General features: G+C 30.7%; 24 protein-coding genes and 2 pseudogenes. 8 read left to right on the forward strand and 18 right to left on the reverse strand.

Annotated elements, in window-relative coordinates:
• The first annotated feature begins 139 nt into the window (after positions 1–139).
• Positions 140–655, forward strand: coding sequence for a GNAT family N-acetyltransferase (locus AYC61_RS05080; RefSeq protein ID WP_202906806.1), 516 nt, complete (start codon positions 140–142; stop codon positions 653–655).
• A gap of 196 nt (positions 656–851) precedes the next feature.
• Here the strand turns inward: AYC61_RS05080 and AYC61_RS05085 are convergent, their stop codons facing one another.
• The 5 genes from AYC61_RS05085 to AYC61_RS05105 all read right to left on the reverse strand — a co-directional run bounded on the left by AYC61_RS05085 (position 852) and on the right by AYC61_RS05105 (position 5,832).
• Entirely contained in the window at positions 852–1,199 is a 348-nt protein-coding gene (locus tag AYC61_RS05085; RefSeq protein ID WP_066497782.1) for a winged helix-turn-helix transcriptional regulator, read from the reverse strand.
• A 464-nt stretch (positions 1,200–1,663) separates the two neighbouring features.
• A complete protein-coding gene (locus tag AYC61_RS05090; protein ID WP_066497785.1) occupies positions 1,664–2,398 on the reverse strand; it encodes a sulfite exporter TauE/SafE family protein in 735 nt (244 codons plus the stop codon).
• Positions 2,399–2,413: 15 nt separating this feature from the next.
• Entirely contained in the window at positions 2,414–3,163 is a 750-nt protein-coding gene (locus tag AYC61_RS05095) for a sulfite exporter TauE/SafE family protein (RefSeq protein ID WP_066497787.1), read from the reverse strand.
• Between the two features lie 187 nt (positions 3,164–3,350).
• On the reverse strand, positions 3,351–4,685 hold the full coding sequence (locus tag AYC61_RS05100) for a Na+/H+ antiporter NhaC family protein (protein ID WP_066497788.1): 1,335 nt from the start codon (positions 4,683–4,685) through the stop codon (positions 3,351–3,353).
• A 34-nt stretch (positions 4,686–4,719) separates the two neighbouring features.
• Positions 4,720–5,832 carry a 1-aminocyclopropane-1-carboxylate deaminase/D-cysteine desulfhydrase gene (locus tag AYC61_RS05105; RefSeq protein WP_066497790.1) on the reverse strand — a complete coding sequence of 371 codons (1,113 nt, stop codon included), beginning with the start codon at positions 5,830–5,832 and terminating at the stop codon, positions 4,720–4,722.
• A gap of 541 nt (positions 5,833–6,373) precedes the next feature.
• Between AYC61_RS05105 and AYC61_RS05110 the strand changes: the two genes are divergently transcribed.
• Entirely contained in the window at positions 6,374–7,306 is a 933-nt protein-coding gene (locus AYC61_RS05110) for a LysR family transcriptional regulator (RefSeq protein WP_066497793.1), read from the forward strand.
• A gap of 161 nt (positions 7,307–7,467) precedes the next feature.
• Here AYC61_RS05110 and AYC61_RS05115 read toward each other — a convergent pair whose 3' ends face one another.
• A complete protein-coding gene (locus AYC61_RS05115) occupies positions 7,468–8,124 on the reverse strand; it encodes a TetR/AcrR family transcriptional regulator (RefSeq protein ID WP_066497798.1) in 657 nt (218 codons plus the stop codon).
• Positions 8,125–8,454: 330 nt separating this feature from the next.
• Between AYC61_RS05115 and AYC61_RS05120 the strand changes: the two genes are divergently transcribed.
• The 5 genes from AYC61_RS05120 to AYC61_RS21975 all read left to right on the forward strand — a co-directional run bounded on the left by AYC61_RS05120 (position 8,455) and on the right by AYC61_RS21975 (position 12,234).
• A complete protein-coding gene (locus AYC61_RS05120) occupies positions 8,455–9,093 on the forward strand; it encodes a TetR/AcrR family transcriptional regulator (RefSeq protein WP_082759791.1) in 639 nt (212 codons plus the stop codon).
• Positions 9,094–9,189: 96 nt separating this feature from the next.
• Positions 9,190–10,044, forward strand: a complete 855-nt coding sequence (locus tag AYC61_RS05125; RefSeq protein WP_066497800.1) for an ABC transporter ATP-binding protein — start codon at positions 9,190–9,192, stop codon at positions 10,042–10,044.
• Positions 10,044–11,090, forward strand: a complete 1,047-nt coding sequence (locus AYC61_RS05130; RefSeq protein WP_066497801.1) for an ABC transporter permease — start codon at positions 10,044–10,046, stop codon at positions 11,088–11,090. Before AYC61_RS05125 ends, AYC61_RS05130 begins: the two co-directional genes overlap by 1 nt.
• A 1-nt stretch (position 11,091) precedes the next feature.
• On the forward strand, positions 11,092–12,093 hold the full coding sequence (locus tag AYC61_RS05135; protein WP_066497803.1) for an ABC transporter permease: 1,002 nt from the start codon (positions 11,092–11,094) through the stop codon (positions 12,091–12,093).
• Positions 12,094–12,105: 12 nt separating this feature from the next.
• Complete coding sequence (locus tag AYC61_RS21975) at positions 12,106–12,234, forward strand: hypothetical protein (RefSeq protein ID WP_275935216.1); 129 nt, start codon at positions 12,106–12,108, stop codon at positions 12,232–12,234.
• A 1,119-nt stretch (positions 12,235–13,353) separates the two neighbouring features.
• On the opposite strand, the pseudogene AYC61_RS05140 reads toward AYC61_RS21975, so the two are convergent.
• From AYC61_RS05140 to AYC61_RS05200, 12 genes and pseudogenes are all read right to left on the reverse strand, one after another.
• Positions 13,354–15,126 (reverse strand): annotated as a pseudogene (locus AYC61_RS05140) (multicopper oxidase family protein); the annotation flags it as partial.
• 284 nt (positions 15,127–15,410) lie between these two features.
• Positions 15,411–16,319 carry a GNAT family N-acetyltransferase gene (locus AYC61_RS05150; protein ID WP_066497807.1) on the reverse strand — a complete coding sequence of 303 codons (909 nt, stop codon included), beginning with the start codon at positions 16,317–16,319 and terminating at the stop codon, positions 15,411–15,413.
• A 123-nt stretch (positions 16,320–16,442) separates the two neighbouring features.
• Positions 16,443–17,120 carry a class I SAM-dependent methyltransferase gene (locus AYC61_RS05155; RefSeq protein ID WP_066497808.1) on the reverse strand — a complete coding sequence of 226 codons (678 nt, stop codon included), beginning with the start codon at positions 17,118–17,120 and terminating at the stop codon, positions 16,443–16,445.
• Positions 17,121–17,524: 404 nt separating this feature from the next.
• Positions 17,525–18,085: a TetR/AcrR family transcriptional regulator gene (locus AYC61_RS05160; protein ID WP_066497810.1), complete on the reverse strand. Its 561-nt coding sequence runs from the start codon at positions 18,083–18,085 to the stop codon at positions 17,525–17,527.
• Positions 18,086–18,144: 59 nt separating this feature from the next.
• Positions 18,145–18,594 (reverse strand): pyridoxamine 5'-phosphate oxidase family protein, encoded by a 450-nt coding sequence (locus tag AYC61_RS05165; protein ID WP_066497814.1) that lies wholly within the window; start codon positions 18,592–18,594, stop codon positions 18,145–18,147.
• A gap of 292 nt (positions 18,595–18,886) precedes the next feature.
• Positions 18,887–19,642 carry an ABC transporter permease gene (locus tag AYC61_RS05170; protein ID WP_066497815.1) on the reverse strand — a complete coding sequence of 252 codons (756 nt, stop codon included), beginning with the start codon at positions 19,640–19,642 and terminating at the stop codon, positions 18,887–18,889.
• Between the two features lie 4 nt (positions 19,643–19,646).
• A complete protein-coding gene (locus AYC61_RS05175) occupies positions 19,647–20,588 on the reverse strand; it encodes an ABC transporter ATP-binding protein (protein ID WP_066497816.1) in 942 nt (313 codons plus the stop codon).
• A 1-nt stretch (position 20,589) separates the two neighbouring features.
• A complete protein-coding gene (locus tag AYC61_RS05180; RefSeq protein ID WP_066497819.1) occupies positions 20,590–21,048 on the reverse strand; it encodes a GyrI-like domain-containing protein in 459 nt (152 codons plus the stop codon).
• Positions 21,049–21,918 carry an AraC family transcriptional regulator gene (locus AYC61_RS05185; protein ID WP_066498071.1) on the reverse strand — a complete coding sequence of 290 codons (870 nt, stop codon included), beginning with the start codon at positions 21,916–21,918 and terminating at the stop codon, positions 21,049–21,051.
• A gap of 436 nt (positions 21,919–22,354) precedes the next feature.
• A complete protein-coding gene (locus AYC61_RS05190; protein ID WP_066497820.1) occupies positions 22,355–22,894 on the reverse strand; it encodes a DUF5698 domain-containing protein in 540 nt (179 codons plus the stop codon).
• Between the two features lie 713 nt (positions 22,895–23,607).
• Positions 23,608–24,611: pseudogene (locus AYC61_RS22265) on the reverse strand (IS30 family transposase).
• Between the two features lie 73 nt (positions 24,612–24,684).
• A complete protein-coding gene (locus tag AYC61_RS05200; protein ID WP_066497821.1) occupies positions 24,685–25,980 on the reverse strand; it encodes an MATE family efflux transporter in 1,296 nt (431 codons plus the stop codon).
• 94 nt (positions 25,981–26,074) lie between these two features.
• Here AYC61_RS05200 and AYC61_RS05205 point away from each other — a divergent pair, with 94 nt between their 5' ends.
• Positions 26,075–26,860 carry a MerR family DNA-binding transcriptional regulator gene (locus AYC61_RS05205; protein ID WP_066497826.1) on the forward strand — a complete coding sequence of 262 codons (786 nt, stop codon included), beginning with the start codon at positions 26,075–26,077 and terminating at the stop codon, positions 26,858–26,860.
• The last annotated feature ends 72 nt before the right edge of the window (positions 26,861–26,932 follow it).

The raw sequence follows: 26,932 nt of genomic DNA on the forward strand, positions 1-26,932 counted from the left end.
GATTTTATACTTTTCTTCCATAATTTCTATTGCACTCAGTTTTTTCTGCCTTAGTAATAAAATACTGCATACTTGTTAAATTTAGTCTATGTACTACAATTAAATTAAAATAATTTCAATATATCAAGGAGGTAGTATGATGAAATATGAAATTATAAGAGAAAGAGATGCATATTTAGTAAAATCACTATGCAATGAATTGATGGTATATCAGAAAAGTAAAGCTAAGATTACACCTGAAAGGTTTGATTCGATGTCATTCGAAACACGACTTCTTCCTTCATTAGAAAAGGCGGATAAAAATTTCATTATGATAGCTAAAGATGATGACGAAGTTGTTGGTTATGTTTACTGTAATTTATCAGCTAAAGAAGTCTATGATAATGATTTTGCAACTTTCTTCGATATAAATTCCGTTGAAGATCAGGTCGGTTGTTTATCTCAATTTTTTATAAAAGACGGTTATAGAGGCTCTGGTATTGGTACACGATTATTTAATGAAGGCATGAAGTGGTTAAATCAATTAGATGTAAAAGATCTATTTATTTTCGTTTCAAACGGTAATGATAATGCACTTAGCTTCTACAAGCATAAGGGATTTAAAGAATCTCATAAAATATTAGACGGTTTTATTACTGTTTTGAGGAATATGTAATAATATTTCTTTATGATTCATCAGTTATTTTCGCTTTAATCAACAAAAATTTGAATGAGAATCATGACTGAATATGATTTTTATTTACTTTAATTGCTACCTTAATGTTCCTTTGTAGGTCTTATTTATTTACAAACCCCCTTTGAAAACTGGGAATTTTCATAGGAGGTTTTCATTAATCCGAATAAATATATGATTAATCGCGCTTATTTTTTTCCTTTATCTGTTTTCCCCATTTAGCCAATGCAATCAAAGCTGGGATTAAATCTTTACCATCTTCTGTTAGTGAATATTCGACTCTAGGAGGTATCTCCATATATTGCTTGCGATGTACAATGCCGTGGTTTTCCAATTCTTTTAAAGACTGTGTCAACATCATATTAGTGATGCCTTCAATTGCTCTTTTCAATTCGTTGTATCTTAGAATGTCATGTTTATAAAGAGCCCAAAGAATAGGGAGCCGCCATTTTCCACCAACAACATTTAAGGCATATGTCAAATTACAACTATCATATTTGTTTTGGTATTTTGATTCTGCTTTCATTGAAAACTCCTTTGCTCAGTAATATCATTCTTTGACAACAAAAATTGCATATTTACTATAAAATTCCTGCATAATATCATTATAGCAAAATAATATTTATTATATCAACTAAAAAAACTACAACATGCTCATATATGAAGTAATTAAGGAAAGTGCTGTAAATAACTTAAATCTTTGATCAACCTTTAAATACTATATTATCAGTTAAATCTTCTATTGAATAACTCAGGTTTTCAGTTATTTTATTATTGTTTTCAATCTTGTGTTCTATTACTATCAAAAAAATTAATTCATTTAAAGTGTCTCTAATTTTAATTAAATGAAATATGTAAATGAACGTAGTATTTTTCTACATTTTGTTTTTGCACTATAATTCTTAATACAAAAGGCACAGTTAACACTGTGCCTTTTGTATTGTAAACTTAATGGTTTCTAATATATTTATAAGAAATTTCTATAAATATTTAGATAAATAATGTAATGCCTATACATATAAGCAGTATATATACAAATATTTGAAATCTTATTATTGATATTTTTGTAAGAGCTTTATTTCCTATAAAAAGTCCTAATAAAACTGCAGGAAAAAGTAATAAAAACATATAAAAATGATCTATGGTTATTTGTCCACGTATAAAATACCCTATTATAATAAATGGATTAAGCAAACCCCAATAAAGCGATAACATACCACGATATGTATTCTTATTGTTTGTTACTTTATCCATATACATAGAAATAAGCGGTCCGCCCATTCCATAAGCTGATTGCATCATACCACTTAATATTGGATATATATAGTGATAAGGTTTTAAAACTTTTTTATTTTGTCTATTTGTATAAAGTAAATAAAGGCTGTATAGTGAATTTAAAATAATAAATATACCAAGTGAAATATTTAATTGGCGTTCTGGAATGATATTTCCTAACATCATTCCAACAATCATACCGCTAATCGCTAATGCAAACATTTTTGCAAAATCGATTTTATCTATAAATTCTTTATCTTTATATGCGACACTTAAAGATTGGTATATCGACATCATTAAAAATACTGGTAAAACATCTAGCCTATTCACAAACAACATGCAAAGTGGTAATGCAAAAATCACAGCTCCAAAGCCTGTAACTGTTTGTATTGTATACCCACAAAATGTAAATATGAACAAACATGACATAATCTGAATTTGAAAATTCATAAAATTCTCCTTACTTTAAATAACTGTCCATAGCATATAAACAGAAACTATTATGGAGAAAAATGCAATTCCTAGTTTTAATATGCGTTGATTTATTTTACTTGAAATACGTGCACCAATTAAAGTACCTATACCGTGTGAAATTGCGCATAAAATCATAAACAATAATATTTGTGATAAACTTGCTTTAGTGTAATAGCCAATAAATGCAGGTATTGCAATAAATATTGAATTAAACAAGCTCATACCTACTGCTTGACGTATATTAAATCCTAATAACGATAACAATGGTACTGATAATATAGGTCCTCCGGCACCGCTGAATGATGATATTGCCGCTATCAAAGTGCCTACTAAAACAACAAAAATATTATTATTACGTAGTTTATATAATTTTGAATTTTCATCGCCGTCTTTGCGTGAAAACAACAATGATATACTTGAACATAATACCATTATATATAGTACGATTTTAGCGGTACGAACGTCCACCATACCATTTGCCCATACACCGATAAGTGAACCGATTATACTTCCTATCATCAATTTCATAATAAATTTAAAATCAATGTCACCGCTTCTGTGATATGATAATGTTCCTATAATGCCTGATACGGCAAATGCAGCAAAACTTAATGTCATACTGTCAGCAACAGGTAATGTAAGTACACCTACATAAAACATAGGTAATAAAAATCCTGCTATACCTGAAACTCCTATGCTTATACCAATAACAAAATTTGCGATAATAATAGCTGTAATCATTTTAACTCCTTAACTTCTAATTTTTTTTAAACTTAAGTCGCCCTTTTTATAAGGGGCATCTTAAATTAGTAACTTACTTCAGTAGGTGAATTTTAAGTATAAATACCTTCTCCTAGAAGTAAATTTTAGGCCTAAGCTCACTCAAAGTTATATGCTTAAGCCTATTAAAATTTATAACTAAACTCTTTTAAGCTTTTTTAGCATTTCTATTTTTAAGTCTTGGTATTCCAAGGAAAAGCATAATAACACCTGATATCATAGCTAACTGTGAATATGTAGAATATTTAAGAATTTCTACTGCTGTCAATTCACCTGTAGTCATACAAGCTGATGCTGTAGAAGCAGCTGCAAGCATCATACCTCCCCAAGGTACGTTAGCCATTGTTGATGTAGCAAACAAGTCAACATAAGCTGCTGTTTTTCTAGGATCAATACCGTATTTTTTTGTTGTTTCCATTTCAATTGGTGCTACTGCAGAAATAGCAACTGTTGAATTTGCTACAAATATTGTAACTAAAACTGTCAAAGCAATATTAGCAAGTACACCTGTTTTTGGTCCATGAGCACGTTTGTCAAGAGCCTGAACAATCCATGCAATACCACCATTGTATTTCATAATTTCGATGATACCACCAACTATCAAAACAATCATAGAAATTTTAGCCATGCCAAGCATACCTTTTTGGAATACCTGCAAGCATCCTACAATCTGGCCATATTCACTTACAAATGTGCCTTGAGCTACACCAATGCCGCTTGCAAGACCAATACCAATTAATAATACATAGAATACATTCACTCCTGCAAGTGCAGTAATAAGTACAACTGCAAATGGCAAAATACGTATTAACTGATATTCACCTGCAATAAATGTATAATCTTGTCCAGATGTCATAAAACCAAATATTATCATTGTTAATATTGCAGCCGGCAATACAATAAAGAAATTGACACGGAATTTATCTCTCATTTCAACGCCACAAAGTCTTGTAGCTGCTATTGTTGTATCTGAAATAACTGACATATTGTCGCCAAATGCTGCACCACCAAGAGCTGCACCAACAACTAATGCTACAGGAATTCCGGTAGCTTCTGCAAGGCCAACTGCAATAGGAGCCATAGCAGTAACTGTACCAACTGATGTACCTAATGCCAAAGCAACAAGGGCTGAAACAAAGAATAATCCAGGTACAAGCATAAAGTCAGGTACAAATGACAGGAAGAAGTTTACAACACTATCTACTGCGCCACCTGCACGAGCAACACCTGCAAAACCTCCTGCAAGCAAGAAAATCAAAATCATAATAACTGTGTTTTCATTTGCTGCACCTTTAGCAAAAGTTGAAACTTTGTCCATTACCGGTCTGTCTGTGTTCATAAATATTGCGACAAATGTTGCTATCATAAAGAATACAATTGCATCAACTATTTTTGAACTTCCACAATAAAGCCCAAAGCCAAATGTTAAGGCTAAGAATAACAAAATAGGTGTTAACGCCCAGAAATTAATTTTTTCTTTCATATTATTCTCCTTTTCCTTTTATTTTTCTAAAATTTTATTTATGTTCTCTTGTTATAAAATCAATTGTTTTTTGATTGAATACATGATATCCATTAAATAATCCGCCAGTACCGCCGGTATGCACATATGCTACATTGCTACCTTTAGGTATTTTTCCTGTTTTGATGTAGCTTAATAAGCCAGAGAAAGATTTGCCTGTGTAAACCGGATCAAGGAACAATCCTTCCATTTCAGCTGCTTCTCTCATTGCATCAGCGCCTTCATCAGTTGGGGCTCCATATTTCTCACCAAGATAATTCTGGTCTATATTTATTTCAGCCCAGATTTCATCGTCTGTAGGACATTCAAGATTGAATTTTTCATATAAATATTTAACGCGGTCAAATATATCCTGTTCACTTACTTGTTCTCCAGGTCCGTATCTGCGGTTGTTTATAGAACATATTTTACAGTCAGAACCTTTTAATGCTTTACCAACTATAAAACCAGGAAGTGAACCAGCTGATCCGTTCGCATGGAAAATATAATCAACATCGTTTGCGTATGGCTGAATTTGTTCATAAATTTCATCGAAACAACGAATATATGAAACCCAACCTGAAGGATGTGTACATCCAACAGGAACGTACATTATTTTTTTACCTTTAGCTTCATAATCTGCCATAATTTTTTTGATTTTATTTTTTACCTCTTCCCACAATGGATTTAAGTTTGGATCATCAGGTGCTTCTTTTCTTACTATAAGGTGTATTTCAGTACCAAGTAATGAATTCAAAAGTAAGTTACCTTTTCTTTCTTTAGGAATACCTTCATTGTGATTGTCACCTAATACTGCTATAGAATGAATTCCAAATAGATTACAATACTGTGAAAGCTGAACAGATGCGTTAGACTGATAACCACCCATTGTAATTATTGCATCTACGTTTTCTTTTACTGCTTCACCGACAATATATTCTATTTTACGTACTTTGTTGCCACCAAATGAACTTGGACCTGACATATCTTCACGTTTAATGAATACATTTACACCATATTTTTTTGAAATATTTTCTAATTTGTGGAATGGTGTTGGGTAAAATGCTTTTTCAACTTTTGGAATATCTTTGAATAATTCAGCAATATCCTCACTTGAATATTTTTTCATTTGTTTACTCCTCCTATAATATGTTTATACACAATATTTTTTATATTTGTGTCAAACACATTGTATTTTTTATATTAGTAAATGATAAAAAATCTTTATAAATATTGTCATTTGAACAACATATTTGTACTTGCATTGACCTATCTACTTAATACACTTATCAAAGCCAATACTATCACTTATTTATCTTATCTCTTAATGTATACATTTTTTATCATTTACTTAGGTATCATACTCTGATGACTCAGATGTTGAATCCTATCGGGTAGCCCTTAGAAAGGTTTTCCCTTTAGACAATGCTTATTGAAAGGTGGTGATAAAATAACAAATTTTTAATCGCACATAATCTGTATACAAATATAATACCATTTTCACACGAAAATAAAAGCGATATATTACCTGTTAAAATCACTGTGATTTAATAACGAAAATATTAAATGGGTTTTCTTGATATTTAACAGTATATTATATATAATAGATTTGTAATCAACAATTATAATTTTAATAAGTTTAATATTGATATATTATTTAGGAGAATATTATGGATAAGTTAGACATAGAAATATTTACAGCCGTTGTAAACGAAAGCAATATTCAGCGTGCGGCTAGTGTTCTGTACCTATCGCCTTCGACTATAGGTACAAGACTTAAAATGCTTGAAAAAGAATTAGGAGTAGAATTAATATTTAGACAAAAAGGGAAAAGAGAAATTATATTAACGCCAAAAGGTGAAGAATTTTTGCCTATTGCAAATAACCTTATTGCAAGTTTTAATGACTGTGAAAAGTTAAATAATAAATCTTTTAATCCTTATGTAACTATTGCTACTATTGACAGTATGATCGGAGATGGACTAGCACCATTATATAAAAATATTATTTTTGATAATCCAAATTTCAAATTAGATTTACAATGTTACCCTGCTGATATGATATATTCAATTGTTGAAAGAAGAAAAGCAGATATAGGCTTTGCATTATATGAGATAAAAAGTAAAGATTTAGATGTAAAGCCGATAGTAACTGACGAAATGGTTGTTGTATTATCTAAATATAGCAATATTACCAAATCTAAAATTCATACAAATGAATTAGACTCTGAACTGGAACTAAAAATAGGTAAAAATAATGAATTATATCGTGGCTGGGGACCTGAATTTAAAATGTGGCATGGAAAATATTTCGATCAAAATACAACAGCATTATTAACAACAACAAGTGTGTCATTTCTTAAATATTTTTTGGATGGAGGAAATTGCTGGGCATTATTACCTAAAGCAATAGCAGTATCACATCAGAAGCAATATGGATACAGGATTGTTGAACTTGAAAATCCTGCACCACCAAGAGTTGTTTATATGGCTACACACAAACAGCAAACATCTACTGCCCAAAGAAATATCGCTTTGTTCAATATTCAGTTGTATGCATATTTAGAAAAATTAAAAAGCCAAAATATAATTACTGTTTTATAAATAAAAATCATCGCCACCCGTAAAACGGGTGGTTTACTCTATCCCTATAAGGGGTTGTTATCCTGAAGGTTTGATGAATTTTTTCTTATAAATTAATATCTCTATCTTTATTATAACAATATAGAATTATGTGAAGAAACATGGGTCATTCCCTTGTTTTTTTAAGCCTTTAATCCCGTTTTATAAAACTTTATTAAATCATCAAGTACTTTTTTAATATCCTCTTCGTCAATTGGAAGACTGCCCGTTCCTTCTAAAACTATTTTACTATAAGAAAAATCAAACTTATGACTTATATAATCAGCCATCTCAATAGTTATTCGACTTACAAGAAAAGCAAGTAATTCAAGATCAACATCCTTTCTTATCTGACCGTCTAATTGTGCTTGATAAATAAAATTTTTAACGAAGTCATCTGATTTTTTCATAATTTGTGAAGGAATATCGCCAAGCTCATCATTATTCGTTTCATGAATAGCATTATATAATAATCTACTATATTTAATATGACTTAAATCAAATTGAGTACCAATAAGATTGAGCTGCTTATACATTTCAAAAAAATCTTTTTCCTCTGGGTCAATTGACTTACTAATATGGTTCAACTTTTCTTCGGAAACTAGGTCAAGCAAATATAAATAAAGGTCTTTCTTATTTTCGAAGTATTGATACATACTACCTTTTGATATACCAGCCTTTTCAACAATCCTACTTACTGATGCAGTTTTATAGTCGTACTTTGCAAATTCTTCCAAAGCATTATCTATAATTCTTTTTCTTTTATCTTCATTCAAATTAAAAAAAGTATCTTTTGGCAATTCAATCACTCCTAATATGACTATATAGTCGTAATTATAGTACTTATAACACCTACTGTCAATAGATAAGATTTATTCACCCAAGTATATATATTCAATCAATTCATCTATCTAAATTAATCTTTTTTTATAGTATACCTCACTTTGATTTTTTTATGACTATTGAGTCATATTTTTTAGCATAATCTATTGACAGCTATAATAGAATATGTTAGTATGTGACTAACAAGTCGTATGACCTATTAGTCACATGACTCATGAGTCTTAAATCTATTAAGCACAAATACTAAATGTTACTAAATTCAATTTTAATCTATTTTTCAATAATTTATGAAAGGAACTAAAAGGATGCCTAAGAATACTTTTTTTAACTTAGATAAGGAAAAAAGGGAAAGAATCATAGGTATTGCAATTAAAGAATTTGCAGCTAAGGGCTATAAAAAAAGTTCAATACAATCTATAGCTAATAATTCATCAGTTGCAAAAGGTAGTATGTATCAATACTTTGAAAGCAAAAATGAGCTCTATCTATATATAATTGATTTAGCAATTCAAATTAAGATTGATTATATGTCTACATTAATAAAAGAAAATCAAAGTCTTTCTTACTTTGAGCTAATGGAAAAGATGCTATTAACTAGTTTTAATTATTATACAGACTACCCTGACCTATATCAAATTTATCAAACTATCCATAATGAAATACTTGAGGATATTAATATTGAAATTAATGAAAAAATAAACGAATTAGGTCATAAATATAATAAACAATTACTTATAAAAGCTCTAGAAAATAAAGAAGTTAGAAATGATCTTAGTATAGATCTAGCTAGTTTTATGGTACATGGTTTATTAAAAAATTTTGGTACCTTTTTAATAAATAAAGAGCGCTTTAAGTCTGATGATGAATGGGGTAAATATGTTTATCAATTTATAGAGTTATTAAGAAGTGGTTTAAAATCAACTTAGGTTAACTCAATAAATTAATAAAAAATATATACACATATTATGATAATATCTATAATATTTTCTTAAATATGTGTTAATTGTAAGAGGGGGATCGATATGATCGAAGTAAAAAAATTATATCATGATTATGTAGGTAAAGGCGATTATTCAGTTAAGAATGTTTCATTCGAAATTGAAAAGGGAGAGATTTTTGGTTTCTTAGGACCTAGTGGAGCTGGTAAAAGTACTGTTCAAAACATAATGACAGGTCTTTTAGAACTACAAAAAGGTGAAATTTTGTATGACAATCAATCTGTTAAAAATATTAAATCGAAATTCTTTAACAAGATAGGCGTATCCTTCGAACATCCTAATCTATATACTAAATTAACGGGATATGAAAATTTAAAATATTTTGCTGGTTTATTTCAAGTGCCAACACAAGACCCTATGAAATTACTAGATATGGTTGGTCTTAAGCATGCTTCAAACAAGAAATCATCTGCTTATTCTAAAGGCATGAAACAGAGATTAGTCTTTGCAAGATCTCTCGTAAACAATCCAGAAATACTATTTCTTGACGAACCATTATCTGGGCTTGATCCAAGTACAGCCAGTAAAATAAAAGATTTAATCATTAAAAAGAAAAAAGACGGTTGTACTATATTTCTGACTACTCATAATATGTTTGTTGCAGATGAATTATGTGACAGAGTAGCATTTATTAACGATGGAAAAATCGTTTCACTGGATTCACCTAGAAACCTTAAGCTTCAGTACGGTCAGAAATCAGTTAAATTAGAATATGTGAAGGATAGCAAAGTATTTAATGAAATTCTTTTCCTAGAAAACGAAAACGATAAAAAGACATTCCATGACTTAGTGGAAAGTCAAAATATCCAAACAATACATTCTCAGGAAGCTACTCTTGAACAGATTTTCATTAAATTAACTGGTAGGGGGCTTGAATAATGTTTAGTAGATTTATCAATTTGCTAAAACAAGATATAAAAGTGACCATTCGCAACTACTTTCATTTTGTAATCTTATTTTTAGCTACATTAATGATTATTCTCATAAACTTTGTAATACCTAAAAATGTTAAATTAACTCCTAATGAAGTATTTTTTGATAATTCAGAGGGTAAAGTTCTTGAGAATTATTTAATTAAGCAAGGTATAGATGAGACTCGAATTTTCCAGAGTCGCGAGGAATTAGAAAAAGAAGTAGAAAAAAACAACAACTCAATTGGTATCATTATGGAAGGAGCTTTAGATAATGCACAATTTATTATTATACATCAAGGCTCAGAATCTCCAGAAATTCTAAATGTATTAGATTCAACCATAGAATCTACTTTGGATAAAATAAGGAATTCTGTAGAAACAAACAATTTTAGAGTTGATTACCTACGTTCAAAAACTGAACCTATACCATTCAATAAAAATATGATTCCTGTTATTATAGTAACGGAAGCAGTTATGCTAGGATTTTTCCTGATTTCAGTTATGGTATTTCAAGAAAAAGAAGAAGGTAGTGTAAAAGCATATCGTGTAAGTCCTGGAGGAACGTTAGAATATGTTCTTTCTAAGGCTGTAGTGAATGTTATATTAGCGGTAATATATTCAGGGTTAGTAATACTTTTTACAATGGGTTTTAGCGTTAACTATTTGTCCATATTCTTAATTGTCATTTTGTCTAGTTTCTTAATGACATTAGTAGGTTTATCAGTAAGTGTTTTCTTTAAAAACCTACAAGAATTCTTATTTGTAGGAGTATTTATTATCGCAGTAGCAGGTTTTCCTTTGACTTCCTACCTAAGCCCATCCTTTGCTCCATCATTTATTACTTGGCTTCCTGCATATCCAGTGCTTTTTGGACTTAGAGAAGTTCTTTTTCCTTCAGGGAAAAGTGATTTTGTAACATCCTTAAACTTAATATTGTTGGCTGAATGCGCAGTATTTCTTGTGATAAGCTACCTAACTACTCACAAAAAGCTCATGAAGGAGGGAAAGTAGTATGATAAAAAGGATATTTAATTTAATTAGTAAGGAAAAGACTAGTCTTTTTAGAAACAACATGGTAATCTATGCTATTTTATTTCCAATACTACTTGCTTTTGTAATGAGAATGTTTCTCCCTAGTATGGAAAGTATGAAATTAAGTGTAGCAGTAGATTCAAGTATAGATACAAATTTTATTAATGAACTAAGAAACTTTGGAAATGTAGAACAGTTCGATAACTATAATGATCTTCAAAAAAGAATTGAAAAACCGGATGATATATGTGGAATAACTAAAAAAGATAATCAATATGTAGTTATTCTTGAAGGAAATGAAGCTGGAGAAGCTAAAGAGATTGCTAGTTCGCTTATGAATATGATTCTTTCTGAAAAACCTAAGGCTCAATTTGAACATATAAGCCTACAAAAAACCAGTTCGAAAAATAAGGAAATTACAGCAAGTTTGTTACTATTAACTTCAATCTTAATTGGTGGTTTTATGATAGGGTTAAGTATTGTTGAAGAAAAAGAAAGTAAATCTATCAGAGCCTTAGCCGTATCTCCAATCAAGATGTTTGACTTTGTTGTATCACATACAATTATATGTTCTATAACTAGTATTGTCCTATCAGTTCTTTCCGTTTTTATTCTAATGGGGACTAATGTAAATTATGGACAGATCATTATTGCATCGCTTGCTACAACAGGAATAGGAGTTATCTTAGGATATTTAATTGGCTTACTAGCTGATAATCTAATATCCTCAATTGCAGTAATTAAAGTTTTATTATTTACTTTTATCGGAGTTGCATTTGGATCTCTCTTTGTACCACAAAATCTTCATTGGGTATTTTATATATTCCCACATTATTGGGGATTTCAATCCTATATGAATATATTTAGTAGTGAACCGCTAAATATTAGCTTTGCCACTTCTTGTGGTATTGCCTTTATTTACAGTGTCCTTGTGTTACTTATTTTGACCCATATGATGAAAAAGAAATTAAAATTTAGATAGGAGGTGAAAGATTTGCCTTGGTGGGGTTGGTTAATTATCGGTATTGCTGTGGTTGTTATAGTACCAATTAAGATTAAAATAATGAAAAAACTAATATCAAAGAAAAAAGAAGATAATGAAGAAAATATTAAAGATTTTTAGAAATACGACTTATCACATGACATTTAGCCAGATTATTCATAATAAATTAAATACTTTTTTTAATAAAGCTCATTCTACGATGAGTAAGCGATTCACATAAAATCACAAATTTTAGTTCTCTGCTTATGTTTAGATGATATCCATTAAATTTTCGACATACCAACTGGGTATGCCTTCGAATTCAATGAAATCTTCTAATTCAGAAATTTATAGCATATTATGGGGAGTTATATGTATAATCAGGGTTAATTAAATACAAATCACAATATTTGTGGCTATATAATTTTAGATATATAGCCACAATCTATTAAAGACGAAGGGACAAGGTGATGGATAAACAATTACAAAAAATTATTTAAGAAAATTATATGGTTATAGTAGGAAAATTTCACCTAATGGTCAGACAAAATAAAAAGAAATATTATATGCGTTAAATGAGATAAAAAGGTTTACCATGAATCAATTGGTAAAAGTAACTGAAGCAAATAAGTATGTCGTAGAGAAAACATAATAGACAATAAACTTGTCCCCGTAAAAAACAATGGTAAGTTTATAAGTTTTAAAAAAATTAAATAAGAATCTAGTCTTTACCATTTTGAATAAGAAAAAACTCACCTTTCAACTAGTATTGCTGTTAGGTGAGTTAAATACTTAGATTCACTCAATCATAGAATGAAGTACTTGCTAACATTTTTTTCTTATACATATTTTGATAATATCTTTTGTTACAAACTTATAAGCTACTTCCTCATTTGTAACACAATTTGTTCCAAAACTTTGCGCACGAGCGAAAACCTCACATAACAAGGACTTGCCTGTAATAACGAAAGAATCTCCTTTATTTGCGTCTTCTCGGTCAATTATACACTGAAACGGAATATCATCAATTATTGTATTTGGTTCTTTATCTCCGTTATCCATAACAGCAGTATAAGTTATTGTCCTTCTAATAAAACCGTTGATAACAACTTTTTCAGGACATACCACTTCAATATCTGCAAATACTTTATTTTTATGAACAATAGGAGCATTCTTTAATGCAGGTGGAACTAACTGCGTTCCTCCTTCAACAACAACCTGACAACAAGTTTGAGGGTTTGGTAACATAATAGGTAACCCTATAACCTTGAAAGGTCTCATCATTTCATTGTCTTCATGATCTAGAATATGGCAATGCCATACATAACCAGGACCAAAGGTAGGATCAAATGGATATAGATTTACACCAGGTTTTACTTTTTTAGGATTCACATTCTGAGGTGCAAAACGTACTTTTATTCGAGTAACTTGACCTGGATTCATTATTACAGTATCCTTCCACCCACGTTCATTCAAATTTGGGTCAATTGGATTACCTTGTAGATATGGTTCTAGAGGTAATGGTATCGTTGGATGACTAAGAGGTGGTTCTCCATTCAGCAGAATCCAGTCTTCCTCATATCTTTCAGCATCTAAATTTTGACGATTATCAAGAAGGAACTGTACTAAGTGCAAATGAATAGGATGTGAATCTTCTGTAAGGTTAACAATCTCCCATTCTTCTGTTGATCCTACCATAGGTAATTCAGAGATAGGAGCTCCCCACTTCTGTCCATCCAGCAACACTTCAATTGGCCCTCCAGGTCCCATTACTTCAATTAGGGTTAATACCCTGTGTTTGTCTGGTATAAATACAGGTATATCATTCAGTTCTGCAGGAAGGTTATTTGGTGGAATTACATTTGTATCGAGTACTGTAAACTGCATGATTTGTCCAACCGTGTCTGGATCTACTGGATCTCCATCTGGGAAAGGAATATTTGCATCGTTACGAAGAATAATAGTCGTTCCAGGGTCTACTATTGAGAAATCAATCACTATATCAGCACGCTCTCCCGGTCCAATTAAAAGTTCAGTTAACGTCACAGGGAATGGTAAGAAACCTCCATCAGAACCAATCTGTATGAAAGACTGATCATTTGATAGTTTCAAGTTATAAAAACGTGCATTAGATCCATTAAGCAACCTGAACCTGTATTGTCTACGTTCTACATTTAAATTTGGCCATACTACTCCATTTACCATAATAACATCGCCAACAAACTCAGGAATCCAATATGGATGAATATCTGGGTTCACACCATTTGTTGGGAACAACAATGAACCATCTTCATTAAATGAACGATCTTGAATCACGATAGGAATTTCATACGGACCACTAGGAAGAAGAGGTTCTATTGGATTTTTAGGATCTCTCAGTAAATAAAATCCTGCAAGTCCTGCATATACATTCAGACGTGTAATTCCGAGTGAATGGTCATGATACCAGAGAGTAGTAGGTTCCTGTTGATTAGGATAATTCGTACGCGAGGTAGAAAACGCAGGACCTTTCTTTTCCTCTCCAGCAGTAAACCACGAATCTGGTCCACCATCAGAATCAGACCGAACTTCTCCACCATGAAGATGAGTAACAATAGGAACCGGACTCTGTGCTAAGGGGAATCCAGGGGGAAATGGCGGAAATGGTGGTAGAGGTCTTGGTATATTATTGGGATTTGCCCAATGTATAGTAGGGTCTACTGCTAGCAAATGTGGTTCTATAAGATTATTTACCCACTGCACATTAACAGGGATATCCCGAATAGCTTCAAACGTGGCACCAGGAGAATTACGGAAACAAACTGGTTCACCAGTATTGGAATCTTCAATAATACCTTCATACCCCCATACAGTTGTTTTAGGAAATTTAGATGGAAGAATTTGTTGCTTAAATTCCGTCACTGTAATTGTATAATTATGACTTATTTCTTCATCTGTAACTGGGTCAGTTACTATCGTTGGTTTATATACAGGAGGAATAACTAATTGATTAACATATTTAGGAATTATGCTAGGATCTAAAGGTTTAGCCACCTAATCGCCTCCTTTCTATTTTGTATGTTTTTTTTCAAGCGAAAAGTAATTGGCAACCTTACTTTTATTATATGAACAACACTTCCAAAAGTGATAAGGAGAAGGACGAAAGACAGATACATTACTATAAAGTTCATGTATAATATTATTGATGTGGGGTGAAAGAGGTGCCAAGATAATCGAGGAAAAAAAAATAAACAGTCATAAACATATAATATTAAAAGGAATAAATCGGCAGGCACTAAACCTTTCTCTATGCCTGCCGACCGGACTATCTCCTTCATTTATTCTTCCTCTTTTTTTAATTGGTAATTATAACAAACTACTGTCTCAGCTTTTTTAAATCCTTCCTTAATATATAATTCAACTGCTTTATCATTTTCTGCATTTACAGTAAGCATTGACTTTGAAATTCCTTTACCTTTTCCATAACAAATGGCTTCTCTTAAAAGATTTCTTCCAAGTCCCATACCATGGTATTCAGGTTTTACAGAAAGTGAAGAAATAAATGTGTACACTGTACCATTATCAAATTCCTTTGATATACACACCTGTCCAACTGCCTTTTTATCATGATATAAAAGCCTCATACCACCTTCTAACAAATCCTCACTCTTTGCCATTTTTCTGATCATTTCTGGTGTTTTAGGAGTTTCACTTCCTGCAAGCTTTGCAAAGGCTTCATTTCTAACCTCACACCAATCATCTTCATCCTTTCCTAGCTGAAATTCTCTAATACAAAATCCTTGTGGAAATACTGGCTGACAAGTATCTATACTATCCCTTACAAGGGTAAATGAATATCTTTCTATGTAGAAATTTAATGACTTAAGTATTGTTGCCGTTTTGTCATTTTCTTCTTTAATAAAAAGAAAAACTTTATCTATCTCATCAGTATGCTGTAATATTGCATTTAACATTAGTTCATAAGCTTCTTTTTTCTGCAACACTGTATGAAATATTCTAAAACGCCCTCTTTTGCCATTTTTATAATACGAATCAATAATTAATGATACTGCACCTACAATTATATTTTCATCATTTATTAAGATATAAGTTGGATTCTCTTCATTAGGTTGAAATTCTCTTAAATCTTCATCATATAAATAAGAATCATCAACCTCTCTTCTATATTTTTTACAATAATCAATAAAATTTAATATTTTTTCACCTTTTAACGCTTCGATTTTCATAGTATTCTCCCCCTAGTTATTTTGATATTTCAAATTTGTTATTAATTTGTTTATATACAAGTATTATCCTATAATGTGGATGGTATCAGTACCATAGCAAAGGAATGAACCAATATTTTCAGTCTATTTTTTATGAATAATAAGAAAAACACTTGACTCATCTACCTCTTGAATTTGGTATTCATACCTTGATAAATATCCTATCATTTTCAAATCTTTTGGAGTATACGTAATTGCTTTAAAACCGTCTTTACAAATTATAACCCCATCCTTTGTTTTATCTAAATCAATCTCACCTAGTAACCCCTTCTCAGCCTGCTCTTTAAACCATATTAGCCTATACTCCCAAAATTTTTCACTATAAGTACTAAAATAAACTTTTCCACCACTCACAACCATTCCCATAATCTTTTCAATCAAATCCGACGATGTGAACTTCATTGCAGACAAACCATTTTGCAGACAAAGTATTACATCGAACTTTTCTTCGAATGTAAGATTATTTACGTCCATAGTCAAGATTTCCGCATTGGGACTATCTTTCAAATATTTCTTACCTAACGAAACACTTTCATCGGAAATATCAATACCAACAATTGATTTACAATTACCTGCCAATTCCTTTACAATACGTCCATAACCTGCACCTAATTCCAAAACTCTTTCACTGCCTGTCAGATTATCTCCAACAAAAGAGATTTCAGCATCCAAATACTGTTTTACTCTAGGAATTTTTGTTTCATACGCCTTAAAAAGCTTTTGTGAGTTAAGTTTTTGTGCATAATAATTGTTTTCCTTCATTAATAAGCCTCCTTGAATTTTTCACATGCAAGAACATATGAAAGATGACAGCTCGAGATTATTGTACTTTAATGCCTTATTACCGACCCTGATATTTGCAGTTTATTTTAACTATACTTTTACTTTTTAGATATTTCAATATTTTAGTTTTTTTATATCGATACGTTGTTAATTTCTAAAAATTTTATTTAGTACTTCTTATTGTCATTATATTACTTTTCCATCTTATTATCTATATATCTTTTTTTTTCTTGTTTTTGTCATGTTATTTTTAGGCTATCTAATTTATTATCTCTATCTTATTACTGTTCTCTGATATTTATTTTTATAAAATTAATAAAGAGGTATATACACTAATGTATAGACCTCTTTATCATTTCATATTAATTATTATAATCATATTTCTAATTTATACTATCCATTACTTTCGTATGAATAATTGCATCGAAAGTGTATTTGTTAAATATTTCAAAATGAACTGCGTCCTTTTCAAGTTTTGATACGAGCATAGTACCTTCAAAAGCAGCAAATAATGCCTTTGCTTTTTCCTCTGGATTATCAATATTTTCAACTATAAGTACCTCTATAATCCAGCATTTGATAGCTTTATACCATTCCATTAGCTTTAATCTAAATAACTCATTCTCATCAGCTAACTCTAAAATCAAATTTCCCATAGGGCACCCTCTCTTCAACTTCAATTCAATCAAACGGTTGAAAAAAGTGTTGAAGAAATTCTTTAGTCCATTCAGGTTTTTTTCACTCTGCCTAAGACATTCTATGGTATCTTTAATGTAAAGTTCAATAATAGCAATGCCTAAGTCTTCCTTACTTTTAAAATAATGATAAAAAGATCCCTTTGGAATACTTAATTCATCTAATATTCTTTTAATACCCACATGATGGTAGCCACGCTCATGAATCAACCGAGCTGCAGTAATAACGATTAGTTCTTTCTTATTCATATTATCACCATATCTTTCAGGTGTTATTATAACTAATTTTATTTACATTTGTCAATTTTCTAATATTTATATATGTCAACGTGACCAAAACCAAGAGTATTATCTGTTACTTTTACTTCATCAAGTTCTATTTTATATATGCTCATCATCGATGGGTCTCCTGGTAAATCTTTCAAGAAAGGATATTTATTAAATATGAACCCCATAGCTTGCTGAGCCTCCTCCGGTTTTTCTACTTTGAAGGCTTTTCCAGTAGCTCTTATATATTTTACCTGTGCTAATGCTTCTATACTTGATGCTGCCTTATCCACAACTAAGTAAACTTTGTTATTTTTTTCTAATTCTTTAACCTTGTTTGTATTATTAAAAGTAGTAAAATAAATATATCTTTCATTCTCTGGATCAATAGCATAATCTACAGATCTTACGTTAGGGAAACCCTCACTATCTAAAGTAGCCATTCTTAATAATTCATGTGTTTCAAGAATATTTTTTATTTTATTTTTCATAGTATCCTCCTAAAATCATTATTTTTTAGACCGACCGGTCGTATATTATTATAAGATGTTAATCTTTATTTGTCAACTATTATTTTGCTATAAACAGGCAAATATATTTCTATTTTACATAAAGCCCCGAAAATAAGTATTAAAAAATTAAAATCCAAACAAGAACTGCTCCTTTTAAAATAGAAAGTGTGCTTACTAAAAGAAAGCTTATCAACATTAAATTTCAGTTTCTTTTATACTAAAATAAATAATTGATTGTAGGTATTTTTATTTCTGTTATTAATCATTTTTATTAATTAACAGTTTCTTTTTTCAGTCTTAAAAATGCTAATATAAAACTTATACAACATAGAAAAATAAATACAACTGTTACAAGCAATAAACTTTGCCAATCAATAGAAGTCTCCAAAATCAAATTCCTCAGACAGTTTATAATATGTGTGAATGGATTAATCATTACAGCAATTTTCAAGCCACCTGATATATTGTCCAAAGGAAATAATGCTGTACTAGTAAAAAATATGGAAAGTACAATCAAATTCATGATAGTTTCGTAAATTGCTTCATTAGGTAAACACAGGCTAATAGCATAAGCTAATCCTGACATAAAAAATGCTGTGAGAAAAATAAGAGGTAACATCATAAGTAATCCAATAAATCCAGATGAAATTTTTACTGATAAGAGTAGCGAGAGAATAAGCATGATGGCTATTTCGAGAAATGAAACTAAAACTGCCTCTAGCATTTGTCCTAGAATAACTGAGCTTCGTTTTACAGGTGCTATCAATATCCGATAGAAGCTACCTTTAGATTTCATAATAAAATTTATATAACCGCCACTGCTACAACATGCAAGTGTAACAAGCACCATGATACCAGGTAGAATAAAAGCAGTATAATTACCACCTGATATGTTCTGCATGGACTGATTTGCAATTGCACTGTATAATAATAGCCAAATAAGAGGCTGTATAATAGTAAGTAGTATTGATATAGGATTTTGAAAGCGCCATTTTATAGTGCGCCACAAAATATTTATTGTCTCCATTTTCTTACCTCCTTCTTGTACTAGTTAACTTTAAAAACACATCTTCAAGACTAGGCTTCACTATTTCGATAGCCTCAAAAGAAATATTCTTTTCGAGAAGCCACTTGTTCACATTCTCAATAGTCTTTCGATCATTTCCAGCATCAGCAAAAAGTGAGTGTTGACGGATATTTATAGACTGAAGTATATGTGCTTTAGTAAGTATCTTTGCACAGTCCTCTGCTTTCTTCTTATCATAAAAGCCAATACGGAGTATATTTTTCTTAGTATATTGCTTCAAACTATCAGGAGTTCCCTGAACCAATTCATGACCTTCTTTTATAATACAAATTGTATCACTAAGTTGATCAGCTTCCTCAATATAATGAGTAGTTAGAAAAATCGTTGTTTTAAAATCATTTCGAATTTTTTGCATGATTTTCCACATAGCTTTTCGGGAAACAACATCCATACCAACCGTTGGTTCATCTAAAAAGAGTATTTTAGGCATTGATACCATATTCATTGCAATATCTAATCTACGCTTAACTCCGCCTGAATAAGAAGCAACCGGATATTTCAAATAATTTGACAGTCCAAAATTGTCAATAAGCATATTAATCCTTTTTTTCGCTATAGCATTATCCACCTTATACAGCCTACTTTGAAATATCATATTTTCCATAAGAGATAGATGATCATCAATAGTAACATGCTGTGCAATACATGCAATCTGTGTACGTACCCAAGCTGGTTCCTTGCATAGTTTTCTATCTAATATAGTTACATTTCCAGATGTAGGCTTGTAGAGTGTTGTTAGTATATTGATAAGAGAAGATTTCCCCGCACCATTTGGTCCTAACAATGAAAAAATTTCTCCGCAATTTACTTCCAAGCTTAAATCGTCTAAGGCTCTAACACCGTTCTTATACTGTTTAACTAGCTTATCAATTACAATTGCTGACATTTTAATCCTCCTCTATAATAGGAAACAGTATTTCTGTAATATACTTTTTGGGGTTTCCTTTTAAAAACATCCCAGGTCCCTTAATATAAACTTCTCTCCATGGAGGCTGTAAAGTCAGATTGTTTTCTCGTGCAAAACTTTCAATTGCATCATATGTGTAATGCATAGTTTCATAAGAGCCAACATGAGTAGCGCAAACAGCTTTTATTCGAGGCATTTCTTTTACTGTAACACCATTGACCTTTGGTGTCTGTGCAGTTGGAACACATAATTCCATTTCGCCAATTTTTGATTTCTGATTCATCACATAGTAGCAGAAAAATGGTACACCATTTGCTCTGCCTTGAATGGATTTAAACACATTTGGAAACACTTTATTTGCCTCCATGGCAATTCCTTTGTATTTCATAAAGGCTACTCTAATAGGTTCGATATCTCTAATTTCAATTTTACAATCCATTTATTCTCCACTTCTTTCTTTTTTAATTGCAATCCATACTTCTGCATGACCGCCTTTTGAACCTTTATTGCTGACAGGATAAACTTCTATATCAGGAAGCTGAGCGTATTCATATCCTGAAACGGGAAGCCACTCTGTTAAAAATCGTTTGAATATAGTTTGAACAGATTCCTTAAAATGACCATTACATTCAAAGATTACCCATGTGGCAGGACGTATCTCAAGCTCAACCATGCCATCAGGTACAGGTTTATCAGTAGGAGCAGCAATATAGTAATAAATATTTTGTGGATTTGCATAAGCTGTAACTCCTAAAATGCCTTGCTTCTCTTTATCTACAAGTTCACAAATTTCATTAAATAATGTGCTTCCCAGCATTTCATTCCAAAATATAGGAACAATTTTTTGGTTTTGTTTCATTTCCTCTTGTAATGCTTTTCTAACCCCAACAATTCTAATTGCTTCTTTTGTTTCGATTCTATAGTTCATATTCTCACCTCCAATAACTGAAATTGAAAAACTAATAGGTGGATAAGCAGTTAGTAAGGTTCCCTGTGTACGTGCAACAATCGGAGAGACACCATGAACACTTTGAAATGCTCGATTAAACGAAGTTGGGGATTCATAACCGTATTTTAAAGCAATATCTATCACTTTCTTATCACTTGATTGTAATTCAAAGGCTGCTTTTGTCATACGTCTACGGCGTATATACTCAGATAAGGAAATACCTACAACGTTAGAAAAAATTCTTTGAAAATAACAAGTAGAACAGCAAGCAATTTTAGCAGCTTCATCAAATGAAATTACACCATCCAAATTACTTTCTATATAATCAATTACTAGGCTTAGTTGTTTCAGCCATTTCACTTTTACCATCTCCCTCCTTGTGTAAAAGTTTAACACAATGTAAATTATTAATCCTCTCTTTTGATGTCCAGTTTTGTAAACTAATTTTTTTAATACTTAAAACATAATTGGATTTATATGTACTTTTATCACTTTTTGCATTTGATTGGAGCTATGTCTGAAACAATATAAATACTTTTTGTTTCAGATGAACTTAAGCTTGCCTGAATATTATAAATTTCTGTAATGAAAGTAGGAAGTAAATTTTTTTTTATTTATTGTTTAGAATAAAAAGTTGAAAATTCATCTACGAATTGCATCACTAAACAAACACCTTTCTATTACAAAATGTCATTCTTACTTTACATTACTATTATTTTACTTATTGTTCATGAGAGATTATTTTTGTAATATCCCTACAACCGAACTACCTCCTTGTTTCTTGATTTTCTAAAGATTAAACTGTTTTCATTCTTGTTGTAGTGATTTTACCATTTACTTTGCTAAGATTTTTAATTTTTAAGGTTGGATTATCAATACCACATGCATTCATAGTTTCCTCAAGTATTTTGTATTCTTTTCTTTTAATTACGACTTCAACTTTATATCTTTTATCTCCGTTATTTCCGCGCGCTAAAAAATTATTGACGGTATAGCCTGATTCTCTAAGTTTTTCTGCTATTTGGATCATCTTATTTTTATCGTTTAAAAATAAATCTACTTCAAGAATTCCAAGTGCTAAACGGTCTTCAATCTTACCACCGATAAAAACTCCCATTGTCTTTCCTAATGCATATGCAACTGTAAAATGAATTCCTTTTGAACTATTCATTTTTGCAATAATTGTTGCAAAAATCATAGCATCTACAAATACTAAAAGATAAACGGGATTCATGATTTTTTTTGATATTAATATGGTTTTTAAAGTAGCTAAAACATTGGTAAAAGCTGTTATAAAAAATACACCTGTAAGTGCAAGTATTATACTTTGTGTCATCAAGACACCTCCTTTTAGATTCTTTTTGTTCTTATATTATTTATCTAAAAACACTATCTGATTTTATGGCATCTATTGCAAAACAAAAAACTAACACAATAATGTTAGCAAATAATCAGTTATTTAACTCATTTTATAATTAAAAAGAGATATTCTCCCAAAAAATAATACATCTATCACTGGTATATAGCAGAATATACTACAGAAATATGGTTTTTAATTATGAAATTGTTTATTTAAATACTTTCTATAGGGAAATAAAGAATAGGATAAATCTAATTTTACTAAATCATTCAAATATTTTTGAGGATTTTTGCTATAAAAAAAGATATCTAAGTTCTTGTAATCCTTAGATAGTGGATGAAAAGCATCTTTGTAATAATTTTGCAAATAATGATAAGATTATTGTAAAAAACTATTTGGTTATACGCTACCCATATTCATCTAAATAATAAACTAACCTTTATAGTATATCATATGTATTAGATATTTGCAATTAATTTTTTTATAAATTGCAATATTAAATGTCTCATTAGATTTGTCAAGTTATACCATGTATATTTTGTAAATAGTATGTGATGATACTATCATACATTAATGCTAACTCTCTCGTAATTGCTATTTATTTGGTATATATGGCTTTGTCAAGGACTTTGCCACCAGCGGTGCCTTTACAAAATTATATATACCAAATATTCTTTCTTGAGAGAGAGTTATTTTGATAATTTATGTTCATAATATTGTGATGAACTCATGTAGTCTAAAATTCTTCTTGGATAATTATTTACCCAATGCTGAATGTTTTCTATCTCTTTCTTTGTATAACAACTTATCTTTTTACCCTTTGGTTATAAATCTACGCATTAACTTATTTGCATTTTCGTTACTACCTCTTTTCCATGAACTATATGGATGAGCGTAATATGCAGTAGTTCTTTTACTTTTTAATCTGCATGATTTTTCTATTATTTCTTGATTAACGAACTCATTACCATTATCCATGGTTATAGTCTTAAAAATTTTTTAAACTTACTGCCATATTCTCTCTCAAGTGAATTCAATGCTTTACCAACTTCTTGCTGAGTCTTACTTTTCATTTTCCTTATTAAAGTCAGTCTTGTACAACGTTCAGTTAAAACAAGCAATACTTGTTTATCCTTTTTTTGTCCAACTACACAATCCATTTCCCAATGACCTATGGTATCTCTTAAATCTACCGATTTAGGTCTTTCTACAATACTTCTACCCTTTTTATTATTTAGTGAAACTTTACGTATTTTACGGTAGCTACGCTTCTTTTTATACTTAACAGGTAAATGTTTATTTGTTAATTTAAGAAATATTCTCTTATCAATATAGTTATACAATGTTTTTGTACATATTGTTGTTTTAAATTTAAGTTTATTAGCTTTTATTTCACCAATTACAGCGTCAAGTGAATATTTTTCTTTAATTATCTTAGATTCTATATACTCACATAATTTATGATCATCGCTAGTTTTAAGATTAGCTCCTTTGTTACATCTATTACGTAGATATTTTTCATGAGCTACATCAGCACAGTATACTAATTTCTTAGTCAAATCACTGTTCAATAATTCAACAGTACCTCTTTTAATTTCTCTTTGAATTTTACGTACATTTTTTCCAATGAGAAATGCAATTTTTTTGGTTTCTTACCAATTTTAATATATTCCTCAATTTGGTAGCGTTCTATTTAGAACTACTTATTGTCACTATTTCACTTTCTCAAATATTATTTATTTATCCTTTCTTGCATGTCACCTCTATTAATTTTCATCCTTTGCTTTTTTCCTTAAAACAATTGCAATTACCATAACGACAAACTCGGCAACAATCATACCAAGCCATACTCCCTTTTCCCCAAAAAGTATTGGCATGAGAAAAATAAAAATACTGTTACATACAAAACTTCGCAAAACAGCAATGATAAGAGCATCTTTTGTTCGTTTTGTTGCAAGGTTATATGTGGTATAAACAATATTTAGAGATGCAAAAATAAAAGAAATTCCATAAATTACAATACAGTTATACGCAATTCGAACAAGCTCATTATCACTGTTAAAAATTGATATTATATTTCTGCCGAAAACAAACATAATAATATTTATCACTACAGACAAAAATAAATTAACTTGTAACCCTTTTTGGAAAAAGTACTTTTCTTTTTCCTTATTGCCTTCTCCAACGCTACGACTTAAAAGAGGCTGTATACCTTGAGACAACCCAATAAAAACTGCAAGAATAATAACAATCAGATACGATACAACCGAGAAAGCAGATACACCTATTTCACCAAACATTTTGATAACGATTAAGTTGTAGCAAAGAATGGTAACCGGCTGACTCATTTGTGTTATAAATTCTGGTGTCCCAACTTTTATTATTTGTAATTTTAACCTTTGTTCCTGTTTAGGCTTTGCAATATGAAGCACACCTTTATTTCTAATGAAATGTATAGATAAAACTAGACACGCAAGAACTTGCCCAAGTCCAGATGCAATAGCCGCACCCTTAATTCCCATTTGAAGCGGAAAAATAAACAACCAATCAAGAAAAATATTGCTGACTGCTCCAACAATCATACCCCAAAAAGCTAGACTAGCATTTCCATCATTTCTTACAAAGGCTGAAAGTGTCATTGAACCGCAAAAGAATGTTCCAAACAACACATAATATTTGAGATATGATGCTGTATCATCTAACAGTATATCGCTTGCTCCAAGTAGTTTTGCGATACCTTGCGGAAATAATACACTGATTATGCTCATAAATAGTGTAAAACACATTACCATAAAAATGCTTGTGCTAAACACATTGTTTGCTTCTGTGTTCTCACCTTTGCCAAAGCGTATGGATGTGATTGTTGCACCACCCATTGTAATCATCATAGTTACTGCTGTAAGGATAGAAATAAACGGAACAGCAATATTTACGGCAGCAAGACCGTTTGTACCTACACCTCTACCCACAAAAATTCCGTCCACCACAACATAAAGCCCTGTTACCAACATAGCGCCGATAGACGGTATTACAAATTGATAAAATTTTTTATTATTTGCCATTTTTACCTCCGATTAGTCCTTTACATTTTACTTTATTTTTACTACAATAATTAATTATAAACTATACCATTATGGTAGAGTCAAGGAGGATAAAATGAAAAACTTTTTATCTATTGGAGACGTTTCTAAAATAAAAGGTGTCAGCGTAAAATCCTTACGGTATTATGATAAATTGGGCATACTGAAGCCTGCTTATATCAATCCACAAACAGGATACCGATATTATACTATGGATCAAATGCTAACTGTTGATTTAATCTGTATCTGTATTGAGCTTGATATTCCACTTAAAAACTTTAATTCTTATATAACTACAGATGGGCTTTTAAGTATAGATAAAATACTAGCAGATGGAAAGAAAATTGCAGATGAGAAAATCGAAAAACTCAACGCTACCGTTAACAGCTTAGAAAACCTTTCAAAGCATCTTGAAAATAGTCAGACTTTAAAAAAATATACTTCCAAATATAATTGTTTTTTTGACGAACGATACATTCTTGCATCAGAGTGGAATGGAGATCTTTCTAATGTTCGCTCTTTTATGGAAATCATGACAAAACTCGACTCATTATGTAATGAACTTGGAGTAACGTATTTATACAATCAAGGCGTTATATATTTTTATTCTAGCAATAAGATCAAAAACATGGTCTATATAGAAGTAGCAAAACCCAGCATTGAAACAGATTGTATTATTAAGCTGCCAAAAGGAAACTATAACTGCGAAGTGTTTTTGAATAAAGATCTAGACATTGCTCAAAAAAAATATATAAAAAACAAATCATATCCAAATGGCGCAATCGTTCTGGGTAGGGAGCTATATGATGTAAAAATTGAAAGCAATCCTACACTTTTTGAAATTCAAGTTTACATTCCATAAAAGAAAAGGATATCGGCTTCAAATCGAAGCTTGTATCCTTTTTAATATTATATAAATTTATATAAATTCAGT

The sequence above is a fragment of the Abyssisolibacter fermentans genome (assembly GCF_001559865.1).
Lineage (GTDB): Bacteria > Bacillota > Clostridia > Tissierellales > MCWD3 > Abyssisolibacter > Abyssisolibacter fermentans.